The organism is Afipia sp. GW823-FHT06G09 (assembly GCF_058794875.1).
This window is the reverse complement of the sequence record NZ_JBXAHF010000001.1, coordinates 889,467-903,793: the sequence shown is the minus strand read 5'-3', so window position 1 is coordinate 903,793 and position 14,327 is coordinate 889,467. Positions and strand designations below refer to the sequence as shown.

Here is a 14,327-nt window from a genome sequence, read left to right as displayed (position 1 = left end):
TTTACGGTCCGGCTCCAGCAAGAGAGCCAACAAGCCCCGAAATCCAGATGACGATTGAAAGCGCGGTCAAGACCAGTGTCACGCGCTGGTTTCCGGGAGCCACAGGCATCGATCGTCTGGCTCAGCTCTCCGGCGGGGCAAGCCAGGAAACCTGGTCGTTCGACGTTCTGCATCCTGAACGAGACATCGCCGTCATTCTTCGCCGCGCGCCGTCGGGTTACGGCGCGGCTCCGGGCCGTGCAGCCGGGCTTGAGGCGGAAGCGGTGCTGATGCAGCAGGCTTATGAGGCGGGGATCCCGTCGCCGCGCGTGCGCCACGTTTTGCAAGCGGAGGACGGTCTCGGCAGCGGATTCATCATGGACCGCGTCCAAGGCGAAACCATTCCACGCAAGATCCTCCGCGATGCGGAGTTCGCCAATGCGCGCAAGGTTCTGGCGAGCCAGCTTGGCAGGGTGGTTGCGGACATTCACGCGCTGGACAAAGAGCGTCTCCCGAAGCTGCGGCTGATGACGGTGGCGGGCGAACTCGACGATCTGACCGCCGAATACAAATCCTTCGACTGGCCGCGCCCGGTATTCGATCTGGCGCTGCGCTGGCTGCGCGACCATGCGCCTGCCACGTCCGATACAATAACGCTGGTGCACGGCGATTTCCGCCACGGCAATCTCATCATCGGCCCCGAAGGTGTTCGCGCGGTACTCGACTGGGAACTGGCGCACTTCGGCGATCCGATGGAAGACCTTGGCTGGATCTGCGTGAACTCGTGGCGGTTCGGTGAGATCGACAAGCCGGTCGGGGGATTTGGGTCGCGTGAAGACTTGTTTGCGGCCTATGAAGCCGCATCCGGCCGTCCGGTGGATGTGGCGCGGGTGATGTTCTGGGAAACGCTCGGCACGCTGCGGTGGGGCATCATGTGCGGCGGCATGATGCAGCGGTTCCGCGCCGGTCCCGACCATTCGATGGAGCGCGCCATGATCGGCCGCCGCGCTTCAGAAACCGAAATCGATCTGTTGCGGCTGCTGGCGCCGCGACGCGCATAACGGAGGGGTGTGAGATGCAGGATCAACCCACACCGGTCGAACTGATCAACGCGGTCGCGGAGTTTCTTCGCGCCGATGTCGCGCCGCAGTTGTCCGGCCACGCCGCGTTCAAGCTGCGCGTCGGGCTGAACGCGCTCGATCTTGTCGTGCGTCAACTTACGCTTGAGACATGCGGCGACGCCGCCGAGCTTGAGCGGCTGTCAAAGCTGCTCGGCGCGTCCGGTTCGCTGGAGGACCTCAACCGTCTCTTGTCGGCGCGCATCGCGAGTGGCGAGATCGGATTCGATACGCCGGGACTGACCGAACATGTCTGGCAGACCACGCTGGACAAGCTCGCCATCGACCAGCCGAATTATGCGTCCTATCGCCGCGAGCGGGAGAGCGAGATTTGATGTGGATTCTTCCTTCACCTCTCCCGTGGGGAGAGGTCGGCACGCGAAGCGTGCCCGGTGAGGGCGTAGAATCTCTCGATAGATTTAGGGCCCTCACCCCAACCCTCTCCCCACCGGGGAGAGGGAGTCGACTTGCATTGCGTAAACTTACCGACCCTTCCACTGCGGCGGGCGCTTTTCCGCGAACGCCTTGGGGCCTTCGATGTAATCCTCGGATGCGGCCAGCGCCTTGACCGCCGGATAATCAAACTGTTCGGCCAGCGCCTGTTCCAGCGACACGCCGAGACCGCGATGCATGGTCTGCTTCGAGGCGCGGATCGACATCGGGCCGTTCTGCAGGATGAGATTGGCCCAGCGCTCGGCGCCAGCGAGTGCTTCGCCCTTCGGCACCACTTCGTTGACGAACCCAAGCTCCATGCCTTCCTTTGCGGAGACATGACGCCCGGTGAGGATCATGCCCATGGCGCGCTTGAGGCCGATCAGGCGGGGCAGGCGATGCAGTCCGCCGGCCAGCGCGGCGAGGCCGACGCGGGGCTCGGGCAGGGCGAAGGTTGCGTTTTCCGAGGCGATGATGAGGTCGCAGGCCAGCGCGATTTCAAAGCCGCCGCCCATGGCGACGCCGTTGACCGCGGCGATGATCGGCTTGTCGCAGTCGAAACGGTGGGTCAGCCCGGCAAAGCCGCTGGTGTCCCAGCCTCGCTGACCGCCCTGGGCCTGCCACTTCAGATCGTTGCCTGCGGAAAACGCCCGGTCGCCTGCGCCTGTGACGATCGCGATCCACTGATCGGGGTCCTTGTTGAATTCGTCAAAAACGCGATGCATTTCAAAGTGCATCGGCGAATGCACGGCGTTCATCACCTCGGGGCGATTGAGCGTGATGATGGTCAGCGGACCTTTGCGGTCCACTTTGGCGAATTCATAGGCCATGAGCGATTTCCTTACGCTGCGTTGCAACATTTGAGCGATGTTGTCGTGCCCGGAATAGACCAGCAAAGAAGCCGCTTCACAAATTAATTAAGCGCTTGACTAACGCCGTGGCCCTTATCTTAATTCGCCATCCGTCGCGGGCTCTCTCAAGCAGCGCGGCGCAATGAAAAAACCAGGTCCGGGATGGACGTTCGGGAGTCGCGCGTTGGATTTCTCGCTGCCTGACGATCTGACAGCGTACCTGTCCGAGCTCGATCGTTTCATCGATCAGACCATCAAGCCGCTTGAGCAGCGCGACGACAACATTCGTTTCTTCGATCACCGTCGCGAATGGGCGCGCACAGATTTCGACAAGGGCGGCCTGCCGCGCCATGAATGGGAAGACCTGCTGCGTCAGGCGAAGACTCTCGCCGACCAGGCCGGGCATCTGCGCTTCGCAATTCCTAAGCGCTATGGCGGCAAGGACGGCTCCAATCTCTGGATGGCGGTTATCCGCGAGCATTTCGCCGCCAAGGGCCTCGGCCTGCACAACGATTTGCAGAACGAGCATTCGATCGTCGGAAATTTTCCGCTGGTGACGATGTTCGATCGCTATGGCCGCGACGACCAGAAGGCGATGATCGAAGGCGCGCTCACCGGCAACTACCGCATTACCTTTGGTTTGACCGAGCCCGATCACGGCTCGGACGCGACCCACATGGAAACGAGCGCGGTGCGGGCCACGCGCGACGGCGTCAGCGGCTGGGTCATCAACGGCGAAAAGATGTGGACCACCGGCATGCATGTCGCCACCCACTGCGCGACCTTCGCACGCACATCGGGCAACGATGGCGATGCGCGCGGCATTACCTGTTTTCTCGTTCCGGCGAATACGAAGGGCGTGAAGGTCGAGGAATATCTCTGGACCTTCAATATGCCGACCGATCACCCGCGCGTTAGCTTCACGGACGTGTTCGTGCCGGATGATGCATTGTTCGGCGAGGTGGGACGTGGCCTGTCGCTGGCGCAGTGTTTCGTGCACGAGAACCGGATTCGTCAGGCCGCCAGTTCTCTTGGAGCAGCCGTCTATTGCATCAATGAGAGCGTGCGCTATGCGCGCGAGCGCAAGCCGTTCGGTCACGCGCTGTCGGAAAATCAGGCGATCCAGTTTCCGCTGGTGGAGCTTGCGACGCAGGCCGAGATGCTGCGTCTTCTAATCCGCAAGACAGCGTGGGAAATGGACCGCATGACCCAGGCCGATGTCGAGCATCAGCTCTCCGACAAGGTGTCGATGTGTAATTTCTGGGCGAACCGGCTGTGCTGCGAGGCGGCGGATCGCGCGATGCAGGTGCATGGCGGCATGGGATATTCGCGGCACAAGCCGTTCGAGCACATCTATCGCCATCACCGGCGTTACCGCATCACCGAGGGCAGCGAGGAAATCCAGAAGCGCAAGGTCGCCGGGTTTCTGTTCGGCTACATGGGTGCGGGAAAATTCGAGACGACGGAGAAAAGCCGTTAGTTCAGGTTTCACAAGAGGCGAACAATCGCCCGTGACGAATGTTTCTGGAGGAAACGATGCGCAGATCTACGTCCGGCCGGTCCGACCGGTTCATGCTGATCAGTTCGGAGCGGGTGTTCTACGCCGGGCTGCACGGCAAGCCCTCGGTGCGCACGCTCGGCGCACTGGCGATTTGCGTGCCACTGCATGGTACCGCATGCCTTGAGGTCGCTGATCAGCCGCCGCGCGTTGGCGAAATCCTTGCCGTGCCGGCATATCTGCCGCACAAGATCACCTCTGGGTCCCGTGAAATTCTCGGACTTCTGATCGAACCGGAGTCCGTTTGCGACGAGGATCTGGCCGAAATTATCCGTCAGTGCGACGATCCGGCGGCGGCAAGCCACCTTGCAGCCCGCTTCCGCGAAATCTACGCGACCATGGCGCTCAGCGGCACCAGCGGTTTCACGTCCGCCGATTTCGACCAGATCTTTCTCCAGCGCCGCCTGAAGCAGCGGGACTTGGATACGCGCATATCGACCGTCGTGTCGCGGTTTCAGGCGAAGCCGTCCAGCAGCATTTCGGGCGACGATTGCGCGAGCGGCGTCAAGCTCTCGCTGTCGCGCTTCCTGCATCTGTTCAAGGACGAGACCAGCATGAACTTCAAGACCTTTCGCGCCTGGAAGCGGGCGCGGAATATCCTGCATCATGTCAATGTCGAGCGAAACCTCGCGCATTTCGCGCTCGATGCCGGTTATCCGGATTCGACTCATTTCAGCCACTCGCTGCGCCGCATTTACGGACTTCAGCCGAGCGCGCTGTTTTCCGGATCGCGCCGCCTGCAGATTATCAACGGCAGGGATGTGGCGAGCGACGCAATCGGAATGCGTGCCTAGGTCCCAGCGGGGACTCTTGTCGCGACGCCTTGCTCGGCGCTGGCGCGATCCTGCGCGGCGATAGCCCTGCGGAATCCCTCACGCTGCTTCAGCCGCTCCCAATAGGCGGCGACGGCGGGCGTGAACTGCGCGGACAGTCCGTTGGACTGCGCGAACATCAACGCGTAGCCGACCGAAATATCGGCGGCTGTGAAGCGCCCGGCGCAGACCGTCTCGGAATTGGTGACCGCTGTCTCCAGCGCGCGCAGCCGGGCGAGAAACCATCGCGCATAGTCGGCGGCGGCCTGCGGGTTCTTCTTCTCGTCAGGCTCGAGCTGCGAATAGCGGAAGTAGATCGTCTGCGGGAAAGTCAGCGTCGCTTCGCCGAAGAACAGCCAGTTCAGATAAGCGCCATAGGCGGGTTCATCGACCGCGACATTGATCGGCGTCGGACCATACTTTGTTGCGAGATAGAGACAAATCGCGGATGACTCGGTCATCCGCGTGTCGCCGTCGATCAGGAACGGAATGGTGCCCAGCGGATTGAGTTCGAGATACTCACGCTTCAGGAACCGTGGCGGGAACGGCAGCATCTTCAGCTCGTACGGAATGCCGATTTCTTCCAGCGTCCAGAGCGGACGGAAGGAGCGGGCACTCGAACAGTGAAACAGCGTGAGCATATCGGCTTGTCCTGCGAAGATGTTCGGCGTTATACAGCGCGGAAAATGCTGGAACGCAAGCACTTACTGCTCCGGTAGCGTCCCCATGTATTTGCACAGGATGCTGAGCATCACTTCGTCCGCGCCGCCGCCGATGGAGGTTAAGCGGCGGTCGCGATAGGCGCGGCTGACGCGGGTTTCGTTCATGAAGCCCATGCCGCCCCAGTATTGCAGGCAGGCGTCCGGAATTTCGCGGCCCAGGCGCCCGGCCTTCAGCTTGCCCATGGTCGCCAGCGGCGTCACGTCGTTGCCGCCGATGTACTCCTCACAGGCGCGATAGAGCAGGGAGCGCAGCAGTTCGACCTCGGTCTTCAACTCGGCAAGACGGAAGTGAATCACCTGATTGTCGAGCAGCGGTTTTCCGAACGCCTTGCGCTGACGTGTGTAGTCGATGGTCTCATCGATGGTTTTTTCGTGGGACTTCAGGCAGGCGGCAATCGCCCACATCCGTTCTTCCTGAAACTGCATCATTTGGTAGGTGAAGCCCTTACCTTCCTCGCCGATGCGGTTGCGCTTGGGAATGCGCACATCGGTAAACTTGATTTCGGCGGTGTCCGAGCAATGCATCCCCATCTTGTCGAGCTTGCGCAGCACCTCGACACCCTTGGTCTTCATCGGCAGGCAGATCAGCGACTTGTTGCGGTGGACCGGACCATCGCCGGTATTGGCAAGCAGGCACATCCAGTCCGCCTGCGTGCCGTTGGTGATCCACATCTTGCCGCCGTTGATGATGTAGTCGTCGCCGTCGGACCGGGCCGTTGTCTTGATCGAGGCCACGTCGGAGCCCGCGCCGGGTTCGGACACGCCGATGCAGGCCACCATGTCGCCTGCAATGGACGGCGAAAGAAACTCGCGCTTCATCTCACCAGAGCCGAACCGCGCGAGTGCAGGCGTCGCCATGTCGGTCTGCACACCGATCGACATGCCGACGCCGCCTGCGTTGATGGCGCCGAGTTCTTCTGCCATCACCATGCCATAGCTGTAGTCGAGGCCAGCGCCGCCATATTCCACCGGCTTGCACAGGCCGAGCAGGCCAAGGTCGCCCATCTTCTTGAACACCTGATGGGCCGGATAGATTCCCGCGCGCTCCCAATCATCAACGAACGGGTTGATCTCGTTCTTGATGAACTGCTGCATGGTGCGGCGGATGCCGTCGTGTTCCTGCGTGAACTGCATTGCGTTTCCTGATGTTTTCTTTTGTTTTCCGGTATTCGGCTTTGGCTCAGTCGATTTGCTCGGATGTTGCTGCAAACGTGATCAACTCCCTCTCCCGTGGGGAGAGGGGCGGGGTGAGGGCGTAGAATCTATCGAGAGAGCGAACGCCCTCACCCGATGCACGTCGTGCATCGACCTCTCCCACGGGAGAGGTGAAGAAAGGTCTATGCTCTTGCATTCAATCCTCATGGCCGCGCGCTAAAGCCCCATCTGGCGGCTCGCCAGATCCTTCATGATTTCCTCGGTCCCGCCGCCGATGGCGTTGACCTTGACCTCGCGGTAGATGCGCTCGACCTTCGGCCCACGCATGAAGCCCGCGCCGCCGAAAATCTGCACCGCTTCGGAGGCGCAGAACGCCATCGTCTGCGTCGCCTGGTTCTTGCACATGCAGACTTCCGCGACCGGATTCTGACCCTGCTCCAGCCGCCAGATCAACATTTCCAGCATCGCCTGCGTCGCCGCCACACGCTGCGCCATGTCAACGATCTTGTGGCGGATCACCTGATGATCTGCGAGGCGCTTGCCGAAAGTCTTGCGCTCGCGCGCATAGGCAATGGCTTCCTCGACACAGACGCGCGCGAAGCCGGTGCAGCCGGCCGCAAGGCCGAGCCGCTCGCTGTTGAAGTTCTTCATGATCAGCTTGAAGCCGGCATTCTCGGTGCCGATCAGGTTGGCCACGGGGACGCGGCAATCATCGAAATAGAGCGTCGCGGTGTCGGAGGCCCACCAGCCCATCTTCTTCAACGACGTGCGCGAGAAACCCGGCGTGTCGCGCTCAATGAGCAATAGACTGACGCCGCCGGCACCTTCGCCGCCGGTGCGCACCGCGACGGTGTAATAATCGGCGCGCATGCCGGAGGTGATGAAGGTTTTCTCGCCCTTGACCACATAGTGGCCGCCGTCCCGTTTTGCAGTTGTGCGCAGGTTGGCCACGTCCGAACCGCCGCCGGGTTCAGTAATCGCGAGCGCGGAGATTTTCCGGCCCGCCAGAATATCCGGCAGCACGCGGGCCTTCAGTTCATCGGAGCCGCCATACACGATAGGCGGCGCGCCGATGGTGTGGCTTTTCAGGCTGGCACTGACGCCTCCGGCTCCGGCGCGGGCCAGCTCCTGCGCAGCGATCATGGACATGAAGCGGTCGCAGGGGACGCCGCCATACTCTTCAGGGAAGCCAAGCTGCAGCAGGCCGATGGAGGCGGCTTTCAGATAAAGCTCGCGGGGGAATTCCCCGGCCTCGTCCCATTGCGCTGCAAAAGGCTCGATCTCGGTCGCCACAAAGCGCCGCAGCATATCGCGGAACGCCAGATGTTCCGGGGTCAGAAAGGGGCTGGCCGAAGTCTCGGCAAACCGCTCGGGGGCATCCATTCTCATCCTCCATGTCGGAGATTTATGGCCCGTTCCCGCAGCGCAGACTTGCGTTAAGCCGCCATGTCTTCTGAAATTATGTGCCCGAAAATTGTGGCAAGCCCAGCTAGTTTTCACAAGACGCTGGCGGCCCCGGCCTCCTACCGTTTTGGAGCAACGTCGCGATCGAACCTGAGGACCCGGAATGGATAAAGCTGTCGTTACCTGCGCGCTCAATGGCGTGCTGACCAATCCGAAGCAGCATCATGTTCCGGTCACGCCCGAGGAAATGGCGCGGGAAGCGAAAGCGGCCTTCGATGCCGGCGCGTCGGTGATGCACATGCATCTGCGGCGGCAGGAGCCGGATCAGGGGCACATTCCGTCCTGGGACGTCAACCTGTCGAAGGAAGTGCAGCAGGCGATCCGCGAGGCGTGCCCCGGCGTCATCATCAATCATACCACCGGTGTCAGCGGCCCGAACTATCAGGGCGCGCTCGACTGCGTGCGCGAGACGGCGCCGGAAATGGCCGCGTGTAATGCCGGCTCGCTGAACTATCTCAAGGTGAAGGCCGACGGGTCCTGGGCCTGGCCGCCGCATGTGTTCGACAATCCGCCGGACAAGATCCAGAAATATCTCGACGTGATGAAGATCACGAAGACCTTGCCGGAGTTCGAGTGCTTCGACGTCGGCATCGTGCGCAGCGTCGCGATGTACAAGCAGAACGACATGTATTCCGGCCCGCTCGAATACAACTTCGTCATGGGCGTGGCCTCCGGCATGCCGGCCGATCCGGATCTGCTGCCGATCCTGCTCAAGCTGAAGCTGGCCGACTCCAACTGGAGCGTCACGGCGATCGGCCGCGAGGAAATCTGGCCGCTGCACCAGCGCTGCGCCGAACTCGGCGGTCATCTGCGCACCGGCCTTGAAGACACGTTCTATCTCGGCGACGGCACCAAGGTGACGTCGAACGGGCAGTTGATCGAAGGCATCGTCAAATGCGCGCGTAAAGCTGGCCGCGAAATCGCGTCACCAGCCGAGGCGCGGAAGATTCTCAAGCTGATGCATTGAGCCGAAGCGGCAAGAAAGCGCCGCAGGCTGACACGGGGAGATAACGTCATGAGCGATCTGACTGCAACGGGCGGCGTGCCCGGTCCCGGACGTATCGGGCGGGTGGCTGTCGGCGACATTTTGCGCCGCGCAGCTAAACGATTTCCCGATCGCATCGCGCTGACCGACGGTGCGCGGCAGGTAACGTTTACGGAGATCGATCACGACGCTAACCGTTTCGCCAACTATCTCCTCGCTCGCGGTCTAAAACCCGGCGACAAGATTTCGACCATCTGCAACAACTCGGTCGAATTCGTCAAAGCACTGTTCGGCATTCATCGCGCGGGCCTTGTCTGGGTGCCGATCAACACCATGCTCGGGCCGGGAGATATGGATTATATCCTCGGCCATGCCGAGGTGCGTTTCGCGCTGATCGACGACAATCTGCATGCACAGCCGGAGCGGCGTGCGGCGCTGGAGAAACGCGGCGTCGACCTCATTGCGGTGGACCTCACTGGCAAGGCGAAAGAGCAGGGTCTCGGAAGTTTCACCGATCTGATCAAGGCGCACTCCGACGTCGAGCCTGAGATCGCCTTCGACGACCGAGATCTGGCGATGATCATCTACACATCGGGAACGACCTCGCGGCCGAAGGGCGCGATGCATTGCCATCTCGCGGTGGTGATGGCGGCGATGAGCAACGCCATCGAAATGCATCTCGACCGCAATGACGGCATCACGGGACAGTTCCCGCTGTTCCATTGTGCCGCCCATGTCCTGCTGCTGACCTATCTGTCGGTTGGCGGGAAGATGGCCATCATGCGCGGGTTCGATCCCGTCGCCTGCATGGAAGCGATCCAGCGCGACAGGCTGACCATCTTCATCGGTCTGCCGGCGATGTATCAGGCGATCCTCGATCATCCGCGCCGCAAGGAATTCGATCTCTCGACCCTGCGCACCTGCGTTTACACCATGGCGCCGATGCCGCGTCCGTTGCTGGAACGGTGCATCGCAGAGCTTTGCCCGACATTTGTGCAGCCGAGCGGCCAAACGGAAATGTATCCGGCGACCACCATGTCGCAGCCAGACCGGCAGCTTGCGCGCTTCGGTAACTACTGGGGCGAGTCGATGATCGTCAACGAGACCGCCATCATGGACGACGAGGGCAATCTGCTGCCGCCCGGACAGATCGGCGAGATCGTGCATCGCGGGCCGAATGTGATGATGGGCTACTACAAGGACCCGGAAGCCACCGCCGCCGCTCGAAAGTTCGGCTGGCATCATACCGGCGATCTGGCGCTGATCGACGAGCACGGCGAGGTGCTGTTCATCGACCGCAAGAAGGACATGATCAAGTCCGGCGGCGAGAACGTCGCTTCGGTGAAGATCGAGGAAACGCTGCTGGCGCATCCTGCGGTGCTGAACGCCGCGGTGGTCGGCCTGCCGCATCCGCAATGGGGCGAGGCGGTCTCCGCCTTCGTCAAGCTCAAGCCGGGCACACAGACGGGCGAAGCCGAGATCATCGAGCATTGCCGCAAGTCGCTTGGCGGTTTCCAGATCCCGAAGCTGGTGCGGATTCTGGAGGAGATGCCGATGACCGCCACCGGCAAGCTGCGCAAGGTCGAACTGCGCCAGCAGTTCGTCGACCATTTCAACACGACATCGGCGGCCTGAAAGTCAATTATCCATGGCGGTGATCGAGAATTCCATTTCGCCTACGAGCGAGAGCTATCAGGCCAATCGTGCGGGGATGCTGGCGCAGATTGCGCGGGTCAATGCCGTGGTGGGGCGGACGGTTGCCGCGTCTGAATTGTCCAAAAAGCGCTTTCATGAGCGCGGGCAATTGCTGCCGCGTGAGCGCCTCGCGCTGTTGCTCGATGCCGGTGCACCGTTTCTCGAACTCTCGGCCCTTGCCGGATACTGTCTCGATACGCCGGACCCGGACAAGAGCATTCCCGGCGGCGGCACCATTGCGGGCATCGGTTTTGTCTCCGGCGTGCGCTGCATGGTGACGGCGAGCGATTCCGGCATCGAAGCGGGATCGCTGCAGCCGATGGGTCTCGACAAGCGGCTGCGCTCGCAGGAGATCGCGCTGGAGAACAAGCTGCCGTCAGTGCAACTCGTCGAGAGCGCCGGCGCCAACCTGATGCGCTATCGCGTCGAGGATTTCATTCGCGGCGGCACGACATTCCGCAATCTCGCGTTGCTCTCTGCGGCGGGCCTGCCGGTCATCACCGTGACCCATGGCTCGTCTACCGCAGGCGGTGCGTATCAGACCGGCCTGTCCGACTACATCGTGATGGTGCGTGGACGCACCCGCGCCTTTCTCGCAGGTCCTCCGCTGTTGAAAGCGGCAACCGGCGAGATCGCCACCGAGGAAGAGCTTGGCGGCGCGGAAATGCACACCAGCATTTCCGGTCTTGGCGATTATCTGGCGGAAGATGACCGCGAGGCGCTCGGAATCGCGCGCCAGATCATGGCCGATCTCAACTGGGACCGTGCGTCGCCTACGAGCGGTGAGCCGCCGCGTGCACCATTGTACGACACTGAAGAGTTGCTCGGCATCATGCCGATGGACCACAAGCGGCCCGTCGACATGAAGCAGATCATTGGGCGCATTCTTGACGGCTCGGATTTTCTTGAAATCGGCGCGAACTATGGCCCCGCGACGGTCTGCGGCCATGGCCGCATCGGCGGTCATGCCATCGGCATCATCACCAACAACGGCCCGCTGGACCCGAGCGGCGCCAACAAGGCGACGCATTTCATTCAGGCCTGCTGCCAGTCGCGCACGCCGATCCTCTATCTCAACAACACCACGGGCTACATGGTCGGCAAGGCCTATGAAGAAGCCGGCATGATCAAGCACGGCTCCAAGATGATCCAGGCCGTGACCAACGCCACTGTGCCGCAGATCACCATTTACTGCGGAGCATCGTTCGGTGCGGGCAATTACGGCATGTGCGGGCGCGGCTTTCATCCACGCTTCTGTTTTTCGTGGCCGAATGCCAAGACGGCGGTGATGGGCGGCGAGCAGGCGGCGGAGACCATGGCCATCGTTGCCGAAGCGGGTGCTGCGCGGAAGGGCAAGCCGATGGACCCCGCGAAACTTCAGGAGATGAAGTCGCGGATCATCACCGTATTCGACAGCCAGATGGATGTGTTCGCCACCAGCGGGCGGCTGCTCGATGATGGCGTGATTGATCCGCGCGACACCCGCGCGGTGCTGCTCAATGTGCTGGCGATCTGCCGTGAGGCCGAGCAGCGCGATCCGCAGAAGGTCCAGTTCTCGGTGGCGCGGCCATGACGGGTGAAGCGAAATTGACGCCGTTCCGGAAAATCCTGATCTCCAATCGCGGCGAGATCGCGCTGCGGGTGATGCGCACGGCCAAGCGTCTCGGTTACGAGACCGTCGCGGTCTACTCCTCCGCTGATGCCAACGCGCGTCATGTCCGCGAGGCGGATCAGGCGGTATGGATCGGCGAGTCGCAGCCGTCGCAGTCGTACTTGCGGATCGACGCGATTGTGGCGGCCGCGAAAGCGAGTGGCGCGGACGCCGTACATCCCGGCTATGGATTCCTCGCGGAGAACGCAGACTTCGCCAAGGCTTGCCGCGATGTAGGTCTTGTCTTCATCGGCCCGTCGCCTGAGGCGATCCATGCCATGGGCCACAAGGCGGGCGCGAAGGACATCATGCAGAAGGCGGGCGTGCCCTGTGTGCCCGGCTATCAAGGCGAGGACCAGAGCGACGCGAGCATGCTCACTGCTGCAAGGCGCATCGGCTTCCCGGTGATGATCAAGGCTGTGGCGGGCGGCGGCGGACGCGGCATGCGCCTTGTCGCCGATGACGCCGCATTTCCGGATGCGCTGCGTGCGGCGCGCTCGGAAGCGCAGAACGCATTCGGCGATCCGCAGGTCATTCTGGAGCGCGCCATCGTCCAGCCGCGCCATATCGAAATCCAGGTGTTCGGCGATCGTCATGGCAATGCCATCCATCTTGGCGAACGCGATTGCTCGGTACAGCGGCGGCATCAGAAGCTGATCGAGGAAGCGCCATCGCCAGCGGTGTCGCCGGACTTGCGCGAACGTATGGGTGCGACCGCCGTCGCCGCTGTCAAGGCGATCAACTATGAGGGCGCAGGTACGCTGGAATTCCTGCTGGATAACACCGGCAACTACTACTTCATGGAAATGAACACCCGGTTGCAGGTGGAGCATCCGGTGACGGAAGCGATCACCGGGCTCGATCTGATCGAGTTGCAGTTGCGTGTGGCTGGCGGCGAACCGCTGCCGCTCAAGCAGGAGGACGTGTCGTTCTCCGGCCATGCTATTGAAGTCCGGCTCTGCGCCGAAGATGCCGCGCACAATTTCATGCCGCAGTCAGGGACCATGCTGCGCTGGCATGCACCCTCGGATTTACGCGTGGAGGACGCGCTGGAATCCGGCGGCGAAATTCCGCCGTTCTACGATTCGATGATCGCCAAGATCATCAGTCACGGCACAACACGCGACGAGGCGCGGCGAAAGCTGATCGCCGGTCTCGATCGCATGACAGCGCTTGGCGTCACCACCAACCAGTCGTTCCTCGCGCGGTGTCTCGATCATTCCGCGTTCGCGGCCGGGCAGGCGACCACGGCCTTCATCGCCGAACATTTGGCCGATCTGCTTCCGCCGCAGTCCAGTGCCGGGCTTCGTGCCGCCGTCGCCGCGCTGCTGGTGCACGCCGCGTCGATCGGACCGGTTCATGTGCAGCAGCGGCTGGGACTCGCGCACGGCTATCCCATCCCGATGCGCTTCGAGCTCGACGGCCACGTGGTCGAGCCGACGGTGCGCCGCGAGCGCGGCGACGTCTTCAAGATCGGCATCGCCGAGTCCGAACACGCGCTGACGCTCGGCGCGCGCGACGGCGACGTGCTTCATTTCACCAGCGACGGTGTTCTCGGCTCGGCCACCTTCGTTCGCGAAGGCGCGAACCTCTGGTTCAGCTTTGCCGGGACAACCTCGCATGTGCGCGATCTGTCTCATGTTGCGGTGATGAAGGCGGGCGATGCCGGGTCGGACGGCAAGCTGCGGGCCTCGATGAACGGGCGCGTGGTCTCGGTGCTCGCCAGAGCCGGAGATATTGTCACGGCCGGAGCGCCGGTCATCGTTCTGGAAGCCATGAAAATGCAGCACGTGCATGCGGCTCCGGTGTCGGGTAGGCTCACAGCCCTGAATGCCGCGGAGGGCGATCAGGTCACGACCGGATTTGTGGTCGCGGAGATCGAGGCCGCGCAGGACGCGGCTTAAA

The 14,327-nt window shown here is 62.2% G+C and carries 12 protein-coding genes; 8 read left to right on the top strand and 4 right to left on the bottom strand.

The annotated features are described in order from the left end of the window. Positions 1–47 precede the first annotated feature (47 nt). Both AC1Q67_RS04510 and AC1Q67_RS04505 read left to right on the top strand, forming a co-directional pair. A complete protein-coding gene (locus AC1Q67_RS04510; protein ID WP_492235034.1) occupies positions 48–1,040 on the top strand; it encodes a phosphotransferase family protein in 993 nt (330 codons plus the stop codon). A gap of 14 nt (positions 1,041–1,054) precedes the next feature. Beyond that, positions 1,055–1,432 carry a DUF6285 domain-containing protein gene (locus AC1Q67_RS04505; RefSeq protein ID WP_492235035.1) on the top strand — a complete coding sequence of 126 codons (378 nt, stop codon included), beginning with the start codon at positions 1,055–1,057 and terminating at the stop codon, positions 1,430–1,432. 147 nt (positions 1,433–1,579) lie between these two features. On the opposite strand, the gene AC1Q67_RS04500 is transcribed toward AC1Q67_RS04505, so the two are convergent. Beyond that, entirely contained in the window at positions 1,580–2,359 is a 780-nt protein-coding gene (locus AC1Q67_RS04500) for an enoyl-CoA hydratase-related protein (RefSeq protein ID WP_425990462.1), read from the bottom strand. Between the two features lie 205 nt (positions 2,360–2,564). Between AC1Q67_RS04500 and AC1Q67_RS04495 the strand changes: the two genes are divergently transcribed. Both AC1Q67_RS04495 and AC1Q67_RS04490 read left to right on the top strand, forming a co-directional pair. Beyond that, positions 2,565–3,860 carry an acyl-CoA dehydrogenase family protein gene (locus AC1Q67_RS04495; protein ID WP_492235036.1) on the top strand — a complete coding sequence of 432 codons (1,296 nt, stop codon included), beginning with the start codon at positions 2,565–2,567 and terminating at the stop codon, positions 3,858–3,860. Positions 3,861–3,916: 56 nt separating this feature from the next. Beyond that, positions 3,917–4,732 (top strand): helix-turn-helix domain-containing protein, encoded by an 816-nt coding sequence (locus AC1Q67_RS04490; RefSeq protein WP_492235037.1) that lies wholly within the window; start codon positions 3,917–3,919, stop codon positions 4,730–4,732. Here AC1Q67_RS04490 and AC1Q67_RS04485 read toward each other — a convergent pair. The 3 genes from AC1Q67_RS04485 to AC1Q67_RS04475 form a co-directional block, all read right to left on the bottom strand. Continuing rightward, the gene (locus AC1Q67_RS04485; protein WP_492235038.1) at positions 4,729–5,391 is read right to left on the bottom strand and encodes a glutathione S-transferase family protein; all 663 of its coding nucleotides are present in this window, start codon (positions 5,389–5,391) and stop codon (positions 4,729–4,731) included. The genes AC1Q67_RS04490 and AC1Q67_RS04485 overlap by 4 nt on opposite strands. 63 nt (positions 5,392–5,454) lie before the next feature. After that, positions 5,455–6,606, bottom strand: coding sequence for an acyl-CoA dehydrogenase family protein (locus AC1Q67_RS04480; RefSeq protein ID WP_492235039.1), 1,152 nt, complete (start codon positions 6,604–6,606; stop codon positions 5,455–5,457). 237 nt (positions 6,607–6,843) lie between these two features. Further along, positions 6,844–8,010: an acyl-CoA dehydrogenase family protein gene (locus tag AC1Q67_RS04475; protein ID WP_492235040.1), complete on the bottom strand. Its 1,167-nt coding sequence runs from the start codon at positions 8,008–8,010 to the stop codon at positions 6,844–6,846. A gap of 184 nt (positions 8,011–8,194) precedes the next feature. Between AC1Q67_RS04475 and AC1Q67_RS04470 the strand changes: the two genes are divergently transcribed. From AC1Q67_RS04470 to AC1Q67_RS04455, 4 genes are read left to right on the top strand one after another with little or no spacing between them, the layout of a single operon-like run. After that, entirely contained in the window at positions 8,195–9,058 is an 864-nt protein-coding gene (locus AC1Q67_RS04470; RefSeq protein WP_492235041.1) for a beta-keto acid cleavage family enzyme, read from the top strand. A 48-nt stretch (positions 9,059–9,106) separates the two neighbouring features. Beyond that, positions 9,107–10,711: an AMP-binding protein gene (locus tag AC1Q67_RS04465; protein ID WP_492235042.1), complete on the top strand. Its 1,605-nt coding sequence runs from the start codon at positions 9,107–9,109 to the stop codon at positions 10,709–10,711. Between the two features lie 13 nt (positions 10,712–10,724). Then, positions 10,725–12,344 carry an acyl-CoA carboxylase subunit beta gene (locus AC1Q67_RS04460; RefSeq protein WP_492235043.1) on the top strand — a complete coding sequence of 540 codons (1,620 nt, stop codon included), beginning with the start codon at positions 10,725–10,727 and terminating at the stop codon, positions 12,342–12,344. Continuing rightward, positions 12,341–14,326 (top strand): acetyl/propionyl/methylcrotonyl-CoA carboxylase subunit alpha, encoded by a 1,986-nt coding sequence (locus tag AC1Q67_RS04455; protein ID WP_492235044.1) that lies wholly within the window; start codon positions 12,341–12,343, stop codon positions 14,324–14,326. The genes AC1Q67_RS04460 and AC1Q67_RS04455 overlap by 4 nt, the downstream gene beginning before the upstream one ends. The last annotated feature ends 1 nt before the right edge of the window (position 14,327 follow it).

Excerpts from the sequence above, each read along its gene's own strand:
- AC1Q67_RS04510 (WP_492235034.1), top strand. The coding sequence starts at position 48 with ATGACGATTGAAAGCGCGGTCAAGACCAGTGTCACGCGCTGGTTTCCG.
- AC1Q67_RS04505 (WP_492235035.1), top strand. The coding sequence starts at position 1,055 with ATGCAGGATCAACCCACACCGGTCGAACTGATCAACGCGGTCGCGGAG.
- AC1Q67_RS04500 (WP_425990462.1), bottom strand. The coding sequence starts at position 2,359 with ATGGCCTATGAATTCGCCAAAGTGGACCGCAAAGGTCCGCTGACCATC.
- AC1Q67_RS04490 (WP_492235037.1), top strand. The coding sequence starts at position 3,917 with ATGCGCAGATCTACGTCCGGCCGGTCCGACCGGTTCATGCTGATCAGT.
- AC1Q67_RS04485 (WP_492235038.1), bottom strand. The coding sequence starts at position 5,391 with ATGCTCACGCTGTTTCACTGTTCGAGTGCCCGCTCCTTCCGTCCGCTC.
- AC1Q67_RS04480 (WP_492235039.1), bottom strand. The coding sequence starts at position 6,606 with ATGCAGTTCACGCAGGAACACGACGGCATCCGCCGCACCATGCAGCAG.
- AC1Q67_RS04475 (WP_492235040.1), bottom strand. The coding sequence starts at position 8,010 with ATGGATGCCCCCGAGCGGTTTGCCGAGACTTCGGCCAGCCCCTTTCTG.
- AC1Q67_RS04470 (WP_492235041.1), top strand. The coding sequence starts at position 8,195 with ATGGATAAAGCTGTCGTTACCTGCGCGCTCAATGGCGTGCTGACCAAT.
- AC1Q67_RS04465 (WP_492235042.1), top strand. The coding sequence starts at position 9,107 with ATGAGCGATCTGACTGCAACGGGCGGCGTGCCCGGTCCCGGACGTATC.
- AC1Q67_RS04460 (WP_492235043.1), top strand. The coding sequence starts at position 10,725 with ATGGCGGTGATCGAGAATTCCATTTCGCCTACGAGCGAGAGCTATCAG.
- AC1Q67_RS04455 (WP_492235044.1), top strand. The coding sequence starts at position 12,341 with ATGACGGGTGAAGCGAAATTGACGCCGTTCCGGAAAATCCTGATCTCC.